Origin of the sequence: Frankia alni ACN14a, assembly GCF_000058485.1 — a bacterium.
Taxonomy (GTDB): Bacteria; Actinomycetota; Actinomycetes; order Frankiales; family Frankiaceae; genus Frankia; species Frankia alni.
Genome location: NC_008278.1, coordinates 3812852 through 3829392 on the forward strand (window position 1 = coordinate 3812852; position 16541 = coordinate 3829392).

General features: G+C 72.9%; 12 protein-coding genes. 9 read left to right on the plus strand and 3 right to left on the minus strand.

What is annotated here, in order from left to right; genetic code table 11:
* Positions 1-8 precede the first annotated feature (8 nt).
* The 5 genes from FRAAL_RS15365 to FRAAL_RS15385 all read left to right on the plus strand — a co-directional run bounded on the left by FRAAL_RS15365 (position 9) and on the right by FRAAL_RS15385 (position 7030).
* Positions 9-779, plus strand: coding sequence for an SDR family NAD(P)-dependent oxidoreductase (locus tag FRAAL_RS15365; protein ID WP_011604659.1), 771 nt, complete (start codon positions 9-11; stop codon positions 777-779).
* A gap of 75 nt (positions 780-854) precedes the next feature.
* Complete coding sequence (locus tag FRAAL_RS15370) at positions 855-1874, plus strand: DUF2889 domain-containing protein (RefSeq protein ID WP_041940576.1); 1020 nt, start codon at positions 855-857, stop codon at positions 1872-1874.
* A gap of 12 nt (positions 1875-1886) precedes the next feature.
* On the plus strand, positions 1887-2726 hold the full coding sequence (locus tag FRAAL_RS15375; RefSeq protein ID WP_011604661.1) for a hotdog family protein: 840 nt from the start codon (positions 1887-1889) through the stop codon (positions 2724-2726).
* A 192-nt stretch (positions 2727-2918) separates the two neighbouring features.
* The gene (locus FRAAL_RS15380; protein WP_011604662.1) at positions 2919-4532 is read left to right on the plus strand and encodes a class I adenylate-forming enzyme family protein; all 1614 of its coding nucleotides are present in this window, start codon (positions 2919-2921) and stop codon (positions 4530-4532) included.
* Between the two features lie 104 nt (positions 4533-4636).
* Entirely contained in the window at positions 4637-7030 is a 2394-nt protein-coding gene (locus FRAAL_RS15385) for a CoA transferase (protein ID WP_011604663.1), read from the plus strand.
* Between the two features lie 85 nt (positions 7031-7115).
* Here the strand turns inward: FRAAL_RS15385 and FRAAL_RS15390 are convergent, their stop codons facing one another.
* Positions 7116-7610 carry a nuclear transport factor 2 family protein gene (locus FRAAL_RS15390; RefSeq protein WP_231861012.1) on the minus strand — a complete coding sequence of 165 codons (495 nt, stop codon included), beginning with the start codon at positions 7608-7610 and terminating at the stop codon, positions 7116-7118.
* An 84-nt stretch (positions 7611-7694) separates the two neighbouring features.
* On the opposite strand from FRAAL_RS15390, the gene FRAAL_RS15395 reads away from it, so the two are divergent.
* Complete coding sequence (locus FRAAL_RS15395) at positions 7695-8327, plus strand: TetR/AcrR family transcriptional regulator (protein WP_011604665.1); 633 nt, start codon at positions 7695-7697, stop codon at positions 8325-8327.
* A gap of 75 nt (positions 8328-8402) precedes the next feature.
* Here the strand turns inward: FRAAL_RS15395 and FRAAL_RS15400 are convergent, their stop codons facing one another.
* Positions 8403-9575, minus strand: coding sequence for an amidohydrolase family protein (locus FRAAL_RS15400; protein WP_011604666.1), 1173 nt, complete (start codon positions 9573-9575; stop codon positions 8403-8405).
* A gap of 376 nt (positions 9576-9951) precedes the next feature.
* Here FRAAL_RS15400 and FRAAL_RS15405 point away from each other — a divergent pair, with 376 nt between their 5' ends.
* Entirely contained in the window at positions 9952-10563 is a 612-nt protein-coding gene (locus FRAAL_RS15405; RefSeq protein ID WP_011604667.1) for a TetR family transcriptional regulator, read from the plus strand.
* Between the two features lie 83 nt (positions 10564-10646).
* Here FRAAL_RS15405 and FRAAL_RS15410 read toward each other — a convergent pair whose 3' ends face one another.
* The gene (locus tag FRAAL_RS15410; protein ID WP_011604668.1) at positions 10647-11987 is read right to left on the minus strand and encodes an ABC transporter substrate-binding protein; all 1341 of its coding nucleotides are present in this window, start codon (positions 11985-11987) and stop codon (positions 10647-10649) included.
* A gap of 360 nt (positions 11988-12347) precedes the next feature.
* On the opposite strand from FRAAL_RS15410, the gene FRAAL_RS15415 reads away from it, so the two are divergent.
* Together FRAAL_RS15415 and FRAAL_RS15420 are read left to right on the plus strand one after the other, a co-directional pair.
* Positions 12348-13145 carry an SDR family oxidoreductase gene (locus FRAAL_RS15415; RefSeq protein ID WP_041939352.1) on the plus strand — a complete coding sequence of 266 codons (798 nt, stop codon included), beginning with the start codon at positions 12348-12350 and terminating at the stop codon, positions 13143-13145.
* A 281-nt stretch (positions 13146-13426) separates the two neighbouring features.
* On the plus strand, positions 13427-16219 hold the full coding sequence (locus FRAAL_RS15420; protein WP_011604670.1) for a branched-chain amino acid ABC transporter permease/ATP-binding protein: 2793 nt from the start codon (positions 13427-13429) through the stop codon (positions 16217-16219).
* Positions 16220-16541: the final 322 nt, after the last annotated feature.

Consider the following 16541-nt stretch of genomic DNA (forward strand, 5'->3'; position numbering starts at 1 on the left):
GGGACCGGATGACACTGGCAGGCAACGTCGCCCTCGTGACCGGCGGAGCGGGCGGCCTCGGTGAGGCCACGGTGCGGGCGATCGTCGCCGCGGGCGGGTCGGCGATCATCGCCGACCTCAACGACGAGCGCGGCGAGAAGCTCGCCGCCGAGCTCGGCGACGCGGTGAAGTACTCGCGCACCAACGTGCTCGACGACGACTCGGTGCTCGCGACGATCGAGGCGGCCGGACAGCTCGGCACGCTGCGCTACGCGGTGGCGGCGCACGGCGGCTTCGGTGTCGCCGAGAAGGTCGTGCAGCGCGACGGTTCGCCCGCGTCGCTGGACGGCTTCCGCAAGACCGTCGACCTGTACCTCACCGGCACGTACAACGTGCTGCGCCTGACCGCCGCGGCGATCGCGCGCGCCGAGCCCGGCGAGGACGGCGAGCGCGGCGCGGTCGTGACCACGGCCAGCATCGCCGCCTTCGAGGGCCAGATCGGCCAGTCGTCGTACGCGGCGGCCAAGGGCGGCGTCGTCGGCCTCACCCTCGCCGCGGCCCGTGACCTCGGCTCGCTCGGCATCCGGGTGGTCTGCGTCGCCCCGGGCACCATGCGCACGCCGATCATGGAGTCGGTCGGGCCGGAGGCGCTGGCGAAGTTCGGCGCGGCGGTGCCGTTCCCGAAGCGGCTCGGCCACCCGTCGGAGTACGGCGCGCTGGTCACCCACATCCTGACCAACCCGTACCTCAACGGCGAGACGATCCGCCTGGACGGCGCGCAGCGCTTCCAGCCGCGGTAGGTCCCGCGGCCGCGGGGGGCGCGGTGGCGACCCCCGCGGCCGAAGCACGTTGTCGAACAGACAGGGGGAGTGGCGATGATCCGAGCAGGTCATCCCGGCCATGGACCGCGCATCCCGGCGGCGGCGACCCCCCGGCGCCGGCCGGATTCGATCCGGCGCACCAGCACCGTCGACATCGCCGGCGGCCGCGAGCTCACCGGGCCGCTGGTGCTGCGCGGGCGGGGCCGCGACCTGGTCACCGACCCCACCGGGGCCGGGCTCGAGCTGGCCCGTGCGGCCGTCGAGGTCGAGATCGACCGCGCGGGGCGTCCCGCCGTCGCCCGCGTCACCGCCGACCCGCCCCTGCCCGGCGCCGAGGCGCTCGTCGGTGCCGGCGTCCCCGGTGGGTTCCGCCGGGCCGTCGCCGCGGCCCTGCCGGCCGAGACGTCGTCGCTGGGGCACCTGCTGCTCGACGACGTGCCCGGCGCGGTCATCATCTCCGGGTACGCCTGGGCGGTGGAACCCGGTGAGAACGGGCCGCATCCCGGCGGCATGGCGCAGGCCGACATCTGCTCGGGCTGGCGCTCCGACGGCACCATGATGATCTCCATGCGCACCGAGGGCGGGCTGCCGCCCATGGCCGGCCCCGTCGCCCCCGACCTCGCCGACCCCGACGACCCGGCCGCCTGGCACGAGCTGGCGCCGCTGGCCGTGCACGGGGTGCGCCGCCGCCGGCGGCTCGACCTGACGGCCCACGACGGGCTGCTCGACGTCGACGCGATGTTCCGCGACACCTACGTCGACTCCGACGGCGACGAGACCGTCGTCCACGAATACGGCCTGACCGCCGGGATCGACGCGGCGACGTTCACCGTCGTCACGGTCGCCGCGCAGCCGCGGGTCCTGCCCTGGGTCGAGTGCCCGCTGGCCGGCGCGAGCGCGGACCGCCTCGTCGGCACCGACGTCCGCGCCGTGCGCGGACTGGTCGGCGGCGCCTTCCGCGGCATCTCCACCTGCACGCACCTCAACGACCTGCTGCGTTCCCTCGGTGACGTCGAGGCGTTGGCCGCCGCGCTCGGAAAGAATGTCGGGGCGGTCCGCCCGGTATCCCTGTAGTACCGTCCAGGAATGGTCAGGGATATTCGTGAAGTCACCCCGGAAGAACACTGGAAGCAGTTTGAGGAGGCCTGGACGGCGCTGCTCAGCTACCGTTATCTGGGAAAGCTGAGCCCCGATCTCGACAGCGAGGTCGAGCGGGAGACGATGCCGCTGCGCCACGACATGCGCAACTCCACCGGTGGCATCATGGCGGCGCCGCTGTGCATCGCCTCGCCCGAGCCCTACTGGCTGGACAGCCAGTGCGTGCCGGCACCGGTGGTGATGTCCTACGACATCCTCGACAGCGCCCGCGACGTCCGCGGTGTGGCCGTGCACCGCGACGTCATCCACCTCGGCCGCTCCATGGGCTTCAGCCGGTCGCTGACGGTCGACGCCGACGACCCGAGCCGGGTGATCGCCGTGTCGTGCGGGACCGGGGTGAGCCTCGGCGACGTTCCCGAGGACTACCAGAAGGTCTCGAACCCCCCGGTCCCGGTCGTGGACTCCCCGTCGCTGCCGCCGCTGCACCAGGTTTTCGGGGCGCGCCGCGGGCAGGACGGGGTCTGGCGGCTGCCCGAGGTCACCCCGGAGCTGTCCTCGCCGCACGCCGCGCTGCACCTCGGGCCCATCAACATCGTCCTTGAGGCCGCGGCGACGGACGCCGCCGCCGCGCACGCCGGCACCGACGCGCTGCAGGTCGACAGCTGGATCGTCATGTTCGTCCGCCCCGGCGTCGCCGGGCCGTTCCGGGCCGAGGCCGAGGTGGTCAGCGGGCGCTCCGAGCGGATCGCGACGCAGTTGACGCTGCGCGACGAGGGACGAGAGGACCGCATCGTCAGCGTCGCCCGCGCCGTCTTCCGCCGGGTGTGACGCACGTCGGGTGAGCGGGCCGCTTCGGGGCGTCCCGTCATTGACGATACTTGCGGCGGGTTCATAGAATAGCGTTCTACGTGCGGCGAATAGGTGTCCTCCGTATCCTGCGCCGGGATTCCTCTGTCATTCGGGATCTCGTTTGCGTCGGTTCCGCCGGCCGAGCCGCATCGAGTCCGAGGGGTGCTTCGCGTGCCGGTTCCGGTTCCGGTCATCAATGACGCCGTCACCTGGTGGGAGCTGATCGAGCGCCGGGCGCGGGCGACCCCGGAGCTGGCGATGCTCGTCGACGCCGCCGGGCGGCGGCTGACCTTCCGCCAGTTCCGCGATGTCGCCGAGCGGGCCGCCGCCGGGCTGTGGGAGCTGGGGGTGCGCCCGGGGGAGACGGTGAGCTGGCAGCTGCCGACGACGATCGAGGCCGCCGTGCTCATGTCGGCGCTGGCCCGCCTCGGCGCGGTGCAGAACCCGCTCATCCCGGTCCTGCGCGAGGCCGAGGTCGACTTCGTCGTCGGCCAGCTCGGGGCCCGCTGGATCGTCGTCCCCGAGGTCTTCCGCCGGTTCGACCACCGGACGATGGCGGAGAAGGTCGCCGCCCGCCACGACGCCCGCGTCCTCGTCTGCGATCCCGCCGCGCCGGCCGGGGGAGGGCACGCGGGGGTCGCGAGGCACGCGGGGGTCGCGATCGGACTGCCGCTGGGCGATCCGGCCGTGCTCCCGCCCCTGTCCGAAGCCGGGGCCGGGGACGGTGCCGGGGACGCGGTGCGCTGGGTGTTCTACACCTCGGGCACCACGGGCGTGCCCAAGGGCGTGCGGCACACCGACCGGTCGGTGCTCGCCAGCTCCAACGGGATGGTCTACCAGCTCGGGTTCACCGACGCCGACGTCGCCTCCATCCCGTTCCCGCTGGCGCACATCGGCGGCCCGGGGATGCTGGGCCTCATGACGCGGGTCGGGTGCTCCGGCGTGCTCGTGGAGACCTTCGACCGGGAGGCCACCCCGGCGATGCTCGCCCGCCACGGCGTGACGATGCTCGGCAGCGCCGCCCCGTTCTTCCACGCCTACCTCGACGCGCAGCGCCGCCACGGCGACGAGCCGCTGTTTCCCCGGCTGCGGCTGTGCGTCTCCGGCGGGGCGCCGAACGAGCCGGGCCTGCACACGCGGATCCGCGCCGAGCTCGGCGGCGCCGGGATCTGCAACGGCTGGGGCCTCACCGAGCATCCCGTCGTCGGCTACGCCGCGCCCGGGTCCCCGGACGACCGGATGGAACGCACGGCCGGCCGCCCGGCGCCGGGCGTCAGCGTGCGGGTCGTGCGCGCCGACGACACGCCCGCCGCCCCCGGGGAGGAGGGCGAGCTGCGCCTGCGCGGCCCGCAGCTGTTCGCCGGCTACACCGATCCCGCCCTCGACGCGGACGCCTTCGACGAGGCAGGCTACCTGCGCAGCGGCGACCTCGGCTACGTCGACGCCGAGGGCTGGCTGCACCTGACCGGGCGGCTGAAGGACATCATCATCCGCAACGCGGAGAACATCTCGGCGCTGGAGGTCGAGGCGGTCGTGCTGCGCCATCCGGCGGTCGCCGAGGTCGCCGTCGTCGGGCTGCCCGACGCCCGCACGGGGGAACGCGCCGTCGCCGTCGTCGTGCCCGACCCCGACCAGCCGACGCCGACGCTCGCGGCGCTCGTGGCGTTCTGCCGCGCCGAGGGCCTCGCCCCCTACAAGATCCCCGAGCAGCTCGAACTCGTCGCCGAGCTCCCCCGCAACTCCATGGGCAAGGTCCTCAAGCGCCAGCTCCAGCTCGCCCTCTGATGCCGAAGCTGGACTCCACCGGAACTGACTGAGCTGCAGGAATAGTCGAATTAGGGTGAGAGGGTGGGGCGACGTCGGCGGGGACTTGGGCAGGAGGGCATGGGATGAGTGGCGCGTATGACGGCGTGCGGGTCCTCGACGCGAGTGGGGCGATCGCGGGCGCGATGGCCGCGATGTACCTGGCCGACCAGGGCGCCGACGTCGTGCGATTACTCCCGCCGGGGCGCGGCCCGCTCGACGGCGGCCCGGGTGCGCTGTGCTGGGACCGCAACAAGCGGCTGTGCGCCCTCGACCGGGCGGCGCCCGCCGGGGCGGCGCAGCTTCGCCGCCTGCTCGCCGCCGCCGACGTGCTCGTCGTCGACGACACCCCCGACGAACTCGACCGCGACGGCCTCGACCCGGACGGTGTGCGCGCCGCGCATCCGGACCTGATCCACCTGTGGCTGCCGCTGCTCGCCCCGGCGGCGCCGTGGGGCCGGCTGCCGGCCGACCCGCTGCTCGCCGACGCGGTGTCCAGCGCCTCGGGCGAGCACGGCTCCTACGACGGTCACCCGCTCGCGCTGGTCACCCCGATCGCCGCCTACGGCCAGGCCATCCTCGGCGCGACCGCGGTCGCGGCCGCCCTGCTGGGCCGCGACGGTGCCGGCGGCGGGGGTGCCGGTCGCGGGAGTGCCGGCCGTGGGCGGGCGGTGCTGGTCAGCGGGCTGCACGCGACGGCGGCGATGCAGGCCGCGAGCCTCACCGACGCCGAGGGGATCATCCGCGCGAGCCAGCCGGGGGGCGGCGGCTCGTCGCCGAACTACCGGCTCTACCGCTGCTCCGACGACCGCTGGCTCTACCTCGGCGCCCTCACCGAGCCGCTGTTTCTCACCGCGCTCGACGTGCTCGACCTGTTCGAGGTGCTGACCATGCCGGGCGTGGACGGCTCGATGCTGAACATGCTGCGTCCCGGCGTCGGCGCCCCGGTCGTCGCACGGCTGGCGGCGCGCTTCGCCGAGCGGCCGCTGGCCCACTGGGAGCGGCTGCTGACCGACGCCGGGGTGCCCAACGCCCCGGCGCAGACCCGCGACGAGTGGTGGGCGGGCGAGGTCGTCGCGTCGAACGGGATGCGCCGGGTGCACGTCCATCCCGAGCTCGGCCCGGTGGAGATCCCCGGTGATCCGGTCCGGCTGAGCCGCACCCCGGGGACGTTCTTCCACCTGCCGAGCACGCAGGCGTTCGTCGACGCCGCAGCGGTCTGGACCGATCCGCGCCCCGCCGCGGCGGCGGGGGAGCCGGCGGGGGAGCCAACGGGGGAGCCGGCGGCGCCGCTGGCCGGGCTGCGGGTGCTCGACCTGGGCAGCTTCGTCGCCGGGCCGTTCGGCTCGACGCTGCTCGCCGACTACGGCGCCGAGGTCATCAAGGTGGAGGGGCCCGGCGGCGATCCCTACCGGATCTACACCGTCTCCTTCCTCGCCTTCCACAAGGGCCAGGCCGACATCGTGGTCGACCTGAAGACCCCCGAGGGTCGGGAGACGTTCCACGACCTGGTGCGCAGCGCCGACGTCCTGCTCGACAACGTCCGCCCCGGCGTGCGCGAGCGCATCGGCACCGACTACGCCACCCTCGCCGCGATCAACCCGCGGCTCGTGCGCGGCACGGTCACCGCCTGGGGCACCGGCAACCCGCTGAGCGCCACCCCCGCGTTCGACCCGCTGCTGCAGGCCCGCTCCGGGCTCATCACCGCCCAGGGCGGCGCCGGCGCACCCTGCCAGAGCGCCATGCTCGTGCACGACATCGGCACCGGGTCGCTCGTCGCCTTCGGCATCCTCGCCGCGCTGTACGCCCGCCGGCGCGACGGGCTCGGCCAGGAGGTCGTCACCACGATGGTGAACTCCTCGGTGATGATGCAGGCCGGGGAGTTCGTCCACCACGCCGGGCGGCCCGCGCCGGCGGTGGGCGGCCACGAGTACGTCGGCGACACCGCGGTGCACCGGCTGTACCCGTGCAAGGAGGGCTGGGTCGCCGTCGCCGCCACGACCCCCGAGCACGCCGCCGCCCTCGTGGCCGCGTTCGGCGAGGGTTCGGAGCCTGGCGGGGGACCGGGGCTCGGCGGGGGATCGGAGGTCGACGCCGTGGCGCTGCTGCGGGCGCCGGCCCGGGGCCCGGCGGCCGAGCGGATCACCGCGGCGCTCGCCGGCCTGACCGGCGCCGAGGCCGCCGGCCTGCTTGCCGCCGCGGGCGTGCCGGCCGCGCCCGTCCTCGACCGCGGCGGGTTCCTGACCGATCCCTGGTTCGCCGCGGCGGGCATCCTCACCCGCATCGACGAGCCGGACCTCGGGCCGTGCACGGTCGTGCGCCGCTACGCCGACTGGTCCGGCAACCCGGTCGAGATCACCGCGGCGGCGCCGCCCCCGGGGGCGGACACCCGCCGCATCCTCGCGGGTCTGGGCTACTCCGACGACCGCATCGCCGAGCTCCTCGCCGCGGGGGCCGTCCGGGAGCACGCCGCGCCGTGATCCAGCCCTGGGGAGGCCCGGCGGCGCTGGCGTGACGACCGTGGCGCGGTTCCGCGGAACACCATGATCGTTGAGCTGGGCGGCGTCAGGCGGGATCGGTCCGCGGCAGGTCGCCGGCCTCGCTCAGCGCGAAGACGGTCCGGGAGTGGTAGGTGTCGTTGAACTCCCACAGCCGGCTGATGCGCTCGCCCGAGAACTCGAACAGGAAGTGGTACGCCTGGTCGTAGTGCCTGCCGGCGACGGTGACCGCGTGGCCCTCCGTGAGGGCGGCGACGCGGTCGTCCTCGGCGGTGAGCGTCGTGATGGTCTGCTGGATCGGCGCCCGCAGCAGCTCGGTGTTGACCCAGTCGATCGACGCGCGCATCTGGTCACGGTCGGAGAACCGTCGCGTCGACAGGCTGAACCAGGCGGCGTCGTCGGTGAGCAGGTCGAAGGCGCCGGCCACGTCGCCGGCGTTCATCCGGTCGAAGAACGCCCGCACCGCCGCCTTGTTCCGTGCCACCGCGTTCCGTGCCACCGTGTTCTGTGCCGCCGTGTTCTGTGCCGCCGTGTTCTGTGCCGCCGCACCGGTGTCGGTCACCTCGGGGGTTCCTTTCGTCGGCGCGGCTCCTATGCTGAACATCTGTTCAGTGGGGCGGGCGCAGGCAGCGAGGGGGATGGGTACATGTCGACGCAGCTGACCGGGCCGGAGGATCTCACCGCGAAGGCGCGCATCCGGGCGGCCGCCTTCGCCCTGGTCGCCGAGCGGGGCGTGCACTCGACGACCGTGCGCGGGATCGCCCAGCGCGCGGGCGTCTCACCGGCCCTGGTGATCCACCACTTCGGGTCGAAGCAGGGGGTCATCGACGCGATCTCGACGTGGATCGTGGAGTACCTGCACCGCAACACCCGCGAGCCCGACCGCGGCGGCGACCCGGCGCAGGCGCTGCAGCGCCGGCTCGTCCGCTTCGAGCGCATGGTCGCCGAGGTGCCGCTGCTCGGCGCCTACGTCCGCCGGATGCTGCTCGACGGCCAGCCCGACGGCCTGGACTGGTTCCGCCGCGCGGTGGACCTCTCCGCGGAGGAACTCGCCCACCGCGAACGCATGGGCAAGGCCCGACCGTCGACGGACCTGCGTGCCGAGGCGGCGATGCTGTTCATCCTCGGCTTCGCCCCGGTCCTGCTCGGCCCGATGCTGGAACACGCCCTGGGCCTCGACTTCGACGACGAGCGGTCCTGGACGCGGTGGCGCGACGCCGAGTCCGAGCTGCTGACCTCCGCGCTCTACCCCGGCGCCGCGACCACCGACGCGCCCTGACCGGCCGGCCAGGGCCCGGCCGGTTCAGGTGCTGAGCCGGTTCAGGTGCTGGGTCGGTTCAGGTGCTGGGCCGGTTCAGGAGGTGCGGGGGAAGTGGAGCATCGTGCGGGCGTTGGTCTCGGTGATCTTCACGACCTCGTCGTCGGGGACGTTCGCGAGGACCTCGGCGGCGCGCTTGCGGCTGTTCGGCCAGTTCGAGTCGGAGTGCGGGTAGTCGATCTCCAGCATGATCCGGTCGATGCCGACCTTGTGCCGGTTCTCCAGGCCGAACTCGTCGTCGATGAAGCAGCCCCAGAAGTGCTTGCGGAACAGGTCGGAGGGGCGGGCGTCGAAGTCGATCGGCTGGTAGTAGCGGTGGCGCTCCCAGACGAAGTCGGCGCGCTCGAGGATGTAGGGAATCCAGCCGATGCCGCCCTCGGCCAGGGAGAACTGCAGCTTCGGGTGCTTCTGGAGGATCCCGGAGAACAGCAGGTCGGTGGCCGACCACATGAGGTTGGTCGAGAAGATGGTGATCGCCACGGCGAACGGGGCGTCGGGGAGGACGACCTCACCGGGAATGGCGCGGGTGGCGGCGAAGGAGAAGCCGGGCACGTAGCTGCCCGAACCGAAGTGCAGCGAGATGACCATGTCGGTCTCCTCGCAGGCCTCCCACACGGGCTCCCAGGCGGCGTTGTGGAACGAGGGCAGCCCCAGCGGCACGGGGCTGTCGGGGAAGGAGATGGTCCGGGCGCCCTTGGCGGCGGTGCGACGGATCTCCGCCGCGGCGAGCTGCGGGTCCCAGGTGGGGATCAGGGCGAGCGGGATGAAGCGGTCCGGCGCGGCCGCGCACCACTCGTCGATGTGGAAGTCGTTCCACGCCTGCACGCACAGCAGCGCGAGGTCCTTGTCGGGCGCGCGCTGGAACACGCCGCCGCCGAAGCCGGGGAAGGACGGGAAGCACAGGGCGGCCTGGATGCCGTCGAGGTCCATGTCCTTGACCCGGGCGACCGGGTCGTAACAGCCGGGGATCATCTCCTCGTAGCGGACCGGGTCGATGCCCCACTCCTGCGGCGGGCGGCCGGCGACCGCGTTGAGGCCGACGGTCGGGAAGACCGAACCGTCGTAGTGCCAGACGTGCTTGCCGTTCAGCTCGACGATGCGCGGGCCCTGCTCGCGCAGCGCCGCCGGTAGCCGATCCTGCCAGACGCGGGGATGTTCGATGAGGTGGTCGTCCACCGAGACGATCTGATGATGATCCTGCAGCGGCATGAGACGCGCTCCCTCGTCGGTGTTGCGGTTGGGCGCGAGGCAGCGTACCCAATGTTGACGCATTCGTCACCTGATCGCTGTCCGCCCGTCAGGCGACTGCGTAGTGCAGCCGAGTGTCGACGTGCCGTGCAGACTGGGCAGATGCCTCGCGCACGCGAGGGAGCTGCGCGCCATCGCGGTCCGCCGGGCGTTCCGGCGGTCCGCCGGGGCCCTCCGTTGGCGGTGGCGTCAACTACCGTGATGTCTCTCCGCCCGTCCGCCTCACGGGCACGTCATCGCGCCGCCGTCCACCCACCGTAGAATGATGTTCCACGGGCCGTGGCCGGCCGCCGGCGCGCGCCCAGGGATCTGCTGTGCGCCGACGAAGGGAGCGCCGATGGCGAGTCCGCTGCGCTACCTCGACGATCCCGCCGCCCTGGCGCGCGAGCGCGCGGCGTTCATCGCCGCGGCGCTGGACCTGCTCGCCGCGACGGACACGGTGGACCTGCAGGTGAGCCGGATCGTGGCGCGCGCCGGGCGGCACAACGCCGCCTTCTACCGGGTGTTCGGGTCGAAGGACGGGCTGACCCTCGCCGTGGTCGAGGAGGCGACGCGGCGCACGGCCGTGGTGGTGGAGCGCCGTGTCGCCGCCGCCGAAGCGCCCGTCGAGGCGGTACGCACCTGGGCGGTGGCGCTGCTGTCGCTGGCCCGGGGCGAGGCGGCGCGGGCGATCCGCGCCCTCGCCCTGGACCGCTACCGTCTGCTGCACCGCTTCCCGCAGGCCGAGGCGACGCTCACTCTCCCGCTGCGCCAGCCCCTGACCCGCACGTTGCGCCGCGCCGCGCTGCCGCGGGCGGAACTGCTCGCCGACGCCGCGTTCGAACTGGTCATGAGCCGCCAGGCAGCCTGGATCGCCCTTGATCACCAGCCCGACGCCGACGAGGTCGCCGCCTACGCGGAGCTGGTCCTGGACCTCGTCGGACTGGCCCAGCCCGCCGCCTCGCGGTAGCCGGGCGCACGCAGGGGCGCCCCGGAGCCAGTGGCCCCGGGGCGCCCGTCTGCGTGTGCCGCCCGCGAGGGCAGGCGGAACCGTCAGCTCGCGCCGAGCTTGAAGATCCCGGTGGTGTCGAGGGAACGGAAGTTCGTCAGCGTGCCCTCCTTGTCGGAGTCCGCGATGAACCCGGTGGTGGAGCAGATGTTCGGCGAGACCGAGTTCGCCTTGCCGTTGCACTGGAAGGTCGCGCCGCCGCCGAGCGGGTACGTGGTGGGCGGCATGGTGTGCAGCGCCGTGGCGATGGCGGCGGGGCTGGCGTCCGTGCCGGGCACGGAGTTCACGCCGCGCACCAGGCCGAGCATGCCCTGGTAACCGCTCATGCTGATCGCGTCGAACTTCAGGCCCTTGCCGTAGGCCTTGAGCACGGCGTCGAACAGCTTGAACTCGGGCGTGGACGGGTCGACGTTGGCCTGCGCGATGATGTTGACGCCGGAGAAGCCGCCGGGGATCGACGCGCCGTGGTCGGCGCCGATGCAGCGGTCCAGCGCGGTGATCGGGGCGGTGATGCCGAGGGCCTTGATCGCCTTGATGGCGCTGGCGCAGAACGTCGGGTCACCGATGACGTGGTACATCGCCGGCTTGTTCTTCTGCGCGGTCTGGACCTGCGGGGTCATGTCGGCGGTGCCCGGCGGGATCGCGATGACCTCGGCCTTGGTCCCGGCGTTGGCGAAGAACGGCGGGATGAGCTGCTTGGCCGGCTCGCTGGCCGCGGGCACGTCGATGACGAACACCGCGGCGCTGGTCAGCTTCTTGTCCCGGGCGAAGGCCGCGGGCGTACCGAAGGAGCCCAGGGGGTTGCCCCAGATGAACGTGTCCTTCGTCGACAGGCTGGCCTGGGTCGCGACGAGGTTGAGGGCCACCGGGATGCCCGCCGGCGCGACGATCTTCAGCCAGGGGTCGGTCTGCCCGGGGCTGCCGGCCGCGACCACGGAGACCTTCTCCCGCAGGAACTGGTTTCCGCAGGCCTGCGCGCTGGCCGGGATGGACTTGTCCTCGCAGGGGACGAGCTCGATCTTGTGACCGTGCAGGCCGCCGAGGTGGGCGTTGGCGTAGTCGACGACGGCCTGGGCGGCCCGGATCTCGCCGGAGGTGTCGACGGCCTGCGTGCGGCCGGTGCTGACCCAGCCGACCTTCACCGGCGTGCCGGTGGCGGCCTTGGCGGGACCGAGCAGGCTGCTGTCCGACTTCGCGGCCCCGCCCGTGCTGCCGGCGCCACCGCCGCTGCTGCCGCCGCAGGCGGCCACGCCGGTGGCGACCGCCACGGCGAGCGCCACGGCCGACAGGCCGGCGCGGGCGCGCCCGCCGGATCGGGACAGGTGCCCGCGGGAGCGGGTCGGACACGCGCGCCGAAGCGGTAATCGCGAGCTGGAGATATGCACGCTGGAACTCCTCGTGGTGTTCGGGAAGTGCCCGGGGTCGACCCGGGTGGTGCGAGAGCGGAGCCCCGCGACGGGCGACGAGCCGTCGAGTCCGTCGGCCGCTCGGTCGAGATCGTCAGACCCGCGGGAGGACGGCCTCCTCCGCGGGATCGTGTGCGGCATCCGGACGTCGTCCGGCCGGCGGTCGGCTGACGTCCGGCCGCGATTGTGGCTTAGGTCACGTTGGGTTGTCAATGAGCGGTTGTGATCACCGTTGCGGGCGTCCCGTCGGCGCATGTGCCAGGATGGGAACGCCGTTCCCGGCCGGTGCGCGGGGGCATGGCAGCAGGGTGGATCCGTCCCGGTGGGAGAGGCAGAACAGTGGACCTTGGCATTCGTGACCGGGTGGCGCTCGTCGTCGGCGGCAGCAAGGGGATCGGGCTCGAGGTGGCGAGGATGCTCGCGGCCGAGGGCAGCCGCGTCGCCGTCGTCGCCCGCACGCAGCGTCACATCGACTCCGCCGTCGCCTCCATCGCGCAGGCCGGCGGCGAGGCGGTCGGGGTGTCGGCGGACATGAGCACCGCCGAGGGCATCACCTCGGCCGTCGCCGAGGTCACCGACCGGCTCGGGCCGCCGCTCATCGTGGTCACCCAGGCCGACTTCCACGTGCGCGGCTTCTTCGCCGAGATCACCCGGGCGGAGGACTACGTCGACTCCTACCGGACCTACACCCTCAGCCAGGTGCACATGCTGCACGCGGTCCTGCCGGGGATGCAGGAGGCCGGGTTCGGGCGCTACGTCCACATCGGCTCGGCGACCGCCAAGGAGCCGCAGAGCAAGCCTCCGCACACGGTGGCCAACGCCACCCGGCCGTCCACCGTCGGCCTGCTCAAGAGCGTCGCCGACGAGTACGCCCGCCACGGCATCACCATCAACACGATCGCCCCGGGCTGGATCGCGACGAAGACGACGAACTGGTACCTGTCGACCCACGAGGGCCTGACCGAGCCGGACGCGCGGCGCGAGTGGATGATCGAGACCGCGGGGGTGCCGGCGGCCCGGCTCGGTGAGCCCGAGGAGATCGCCTCGTCGATCGTCTACCTGTGCTCGCGCCAGGCCGGCTACCTGACCGGGCACTACATCGCCGTCGACGGGGGCCACCACCGCTCGGCCTTCTGATCGGCCCGCCGGCCCGCCGGCCCGTGAACGCAGCGTGACGCCGGGTGCGGAGAGGGTCCCCCGGCGGGCCGCGAACCGGCCGTTTGCCGCCCGTTCCGCCGCAGGTCACGGCATCGCTTGACAGGCTGTGAAGTAAGACACAAGAATCCAATGAGTTTAACTCAATCGGGGGGCCGGCGAGATCCGTCACGCGCCCCGAGGTCCTGTCGAGGCGCGGTGCTCCGCGACCTGCGCAGGCCTGAGCGCCCCTCCCGCTCTGGGACGATCCTGCGGAGTGACTTTTGAGTCAACATATTGTTTTCCTGCTCCTCGGCCTCGGCAACGGTGCGGTGTTCGGTGCGCTCGCGCTCGCGCTCACCATCACCTACCGAAGCTCGGGGATCATCAACTTCGCGACGGGCAGCATCGCGCTGCTCGCCGCCTACGTCTATGCCTACCTGCGCTCCGGTGAACTGATCAACCTGATCCCCGGCACGCCCACGACCATCGACATCGGTGGCGATCTACCGATGGGTGCGGCGTTGCCGATCGCGGTGGTGCTCTCCGCGCTGCTCGGCCTCGGGCTGCATCTGGTGATCTTCCGGCCGCTGCGCAACGCCCCGCCGGTCGCGAAGGCGGTCGCCTCGCTCGGCGTCTCGCTGGCGATCACCGCACTGATCGCCGCGCGGATGGGCACGACCGCCGTCGCGGTCGACCCGATCTTCCCGACCGACCTGTGGAAGGCCGGCTCGATCAACGTCCCGAGCGACCGGGTCTACCTGGCGATCACCGTGCTGGCGCTCGCCGCCGCGATCTCGCTCGTGTTCGCCCGCACCCGCTTCGGCCTCGCCACCCGCGCGACGGCGTCGAGCGAGAAGGGCGCGTACGTCAGCGGCATCTCCCCGGACCGGATCGCCGCCGGCAACTGGATGATCTCCTCGGCGGCGGCCGGGCTGGTCGGCATTCTCATCGCGCCGATCGTCCCGCTCATCCCCGTCTCCTACACGCTGTTCATCGTCCCCGCCCTGGCGGCGGCGATCATGGGCCGGTTCCAGTACGTCCTGTGGGCGGCGGTCGCCGGCATTGTCATCGGTGCCCTGCAGTCCGAGGCGCAGTACCTGCAGAACAACTACGACTGGCTGCCGTCGTCCGGCCTGCCGGAGCTCGTCCCGCTCGTTCTGATCCTCATCGTCCTCGTCGTGCGCGCCCAGCCGCTGCCCGGCCGCGGAGCGGTCATCACCCGCAACCTCGGCCGTGCCCCTCGACCGCACAACGTCGTGCTGCCGACCGTGGTTCCGACCGTTCTCGGTGTCGTGGGCCTCATCGCGTTCACCGGCGACCTGCGGGACGGACTGATCTCCACGTTCGTCTACGCCGTCATCGCGCTGTCGGTCGTGGTCGTCACCGGCTACGCCGGGCAGGTGTCGTTCGCCCAGCTCCCCCTCGCCGGGGTCGCGGCGTTCCTGGTCGGGCCGATCTCCGAGCACCTGCACATCGCCTTCCCCTTCGCGCCGATCGTCGCCGCGCTCGGCGCCACCGTCGTCGGCGTGGTGATCGGCCTGCCCGCGCTGCGCATCCGCGGGCTGACGGTCGCCGTGGTGACCTTCGCGCTGGCGTTCGCGCTGGAGGCGCTGTGGTTCCGCAACCTCGACTTCGTCGGCTCGTCCGGCGCGGCGGTGCCCAACCCGGAGATCTTCGGGTGGAACCTCGGCGTCGGCAGCGGCTCGGACTTCCCCCGGGTGACGTTCGGGGTGGTCTGCCTGCTCGTGCTCGTGGTCGTCGGGCTCGGCGTGGCCTGGCTGCGCACCAGCACGCTGGGTTCACAGATGCTCGCCGTGCGCGCCAACGAGCGTTCCGCCGCGGCGGCCGGCGTCAACGTGGTGCGGGTCAAGCTCGCCGCGTTCGCGCTGGGGGCGTTCATCGCCGGTATCGGCGGGGCGCTGCTGGCCTACAAGTTCGGCAACGTCACCAACGACCCGTTCACCGCCATCGTCGGGCTGACCTTCTTCGGCACGGTCTACCTGGCGGGCACGACCTCGGTCTCCGGCGGCCTGCTCGCCGGGGTCACCGTCGTCAACGGGCTGCTCTACGCGCTCGTCGACAAGGTCGTCTCCACCGGCGTCTGGTACGAGGCGGTGGCGGCGCTGCTGCTGATCCTCACCGTCGTGTTCAACCCCGAGGGCGTCGTCGGCCCGGCCCACCAGCTGATCGAACGTCGCCGCTCGCGGTCCGCGACCACCCGCTCGGACGCGCTCGTCGCACCCGAGGACGCCGTGGTCGCCCAGGCCGGCGAGATCGTCGCCGACGCCGAGGCGGCGACCGCCGCGTCGGCGGTCACCTTCGACGACGACGGCGGGCCCCTGTTGACCGTGCGCGACCTCACCGTCCGCTACGGCGGTGTGCTCGCCGTCGACAGCCTGTCCCTGGCCGTGCCGCCGGGGCGGATCGTCGGCCTCATCGGCCCGAACGGAGCCGGCAAGACGACGGCGATCGACGCGATCAGCGGATTCGCGCGGGCCACCGGCAGCGTGGCGCTCGGCGACCAGGACGTGTCGACGCTGCGCCCGCACGAGCGGGTCCGCGCCGGGCTCGGCCGGACCTTCCAGGCGATCGAGCTCTACGAGGACCTCAGCGTCCGGGAGAACGTCAGCGTCGGGCTGACCGCGGGCGCCTCGCGGCGCCAGGCCGGCAGTTCCCGTTCCGAGGAGGTTGCGGCGACCCTCACCCTGCTGCGACTCACCGCGGTGGCCGACCGTCCCGCCGGTGAGCTCTCCCAGGGCCAGCGCCAGCTCGTCTCCATCGCCCGGGCCCTGGTCGGGCGGCCACGGGTGCTGCTGCTCGACGAACCCGCGGGTGGGCTCGACACGGTCGAGAGCCACTGGCTCGGCCAGCGGCTGCGCGACATCCGCGCCGCCGGCGTCACGATCCTCATGGTCGAACACGACATGAGCCTCGTGCTCAGCCTCTGCGACGAGATCCACGTGCTCAACTTCGGCAAGGTGATCGCGCACGGCACCCCGGCGGAGATCCGTAGTCATCCCGCCGTCGCCGAGGCCTACCTCGGTAGCACCCACGCGGAGGAGGTGTCGGCATGACCGCGACGAACGAGCCGACCGCGAACGAGCCCACCGCGACCAGCGAGCCGACCGTGACGAACGAGCCCACCGCGACCAGCGAGCCGACCGCGATCAGCGAGCCGACCGCGACCAGTGAAGCGACCGCCGAAAAGCCGTCCGGGACGACGGACACGGTGGCGGCGAAGCCGGCCGATACTGCGAAGCCGGCCGATACTGCGAAGCCGGCCGATACTGCGAAGCCGGCCGATACTGCGAAGCCGGCCGATACTGCGAAGCCGGCCGACACGGCCGAACCAACTCCGGCGGAGGAGCCGACTGCCGTGCCGACGGCGGCTGCCGA

Excerpts from the sequence above, each read along its gene's own strand:
- FRAAL_RS15365 (WP_011604659.1), top strand. The coding sequence starts at position 9 with ATGACACTGGCAGGCAACGTCGCCCTCGTGACCGGCGGAGCGGGCGGC.
- FRAAL_RS15370 (WP_041940576.1), top strand. The coding sequence starts at position 855 with ATGATCCGAGCAGGTCATCCCGGCCATGGACCGCGCATCCCGGCGGCG.
- FRAAL_RS15375 (WP_011604661.1), top strand. The coding sequence starts at position 1,887 with ATGGTCAGGGATATTCGTGAAGTCACCCCGGAAGAACACTGGAAGCAG.
- FRAAL_RS15385 (WP_011604663.1), top strand. The coding sequence starts at position 4,637 with ATGAGTGGCGCGTATGACGGCGTGCGGGTCCTCGACGCGAGTGGGGCG.
- FRAAL_RS15395 (WP_011604665.1), top strand. The coding sequence starts at position 7,695 with ATGTCGACGCAGCTGACCGGGCCGGAGGATCTCACCGCGAAGGCGCGC.
- FRAAL_RS15400 (WP_011604666.1), bottom strand. The coding sequence starts at position 9,575 with ATGCCGCTGCAGGATCATCATCAGATCGTCTCGGTGGACGACCACCTC.
- FRAAL_RS15405 (WP_011604667.1), top strand. The coding sequence starts at position 9,952 with ATGGCGAGTCCGCTGCGCTACCTCGACGATCCCGCCGCCCTGGCGCGC.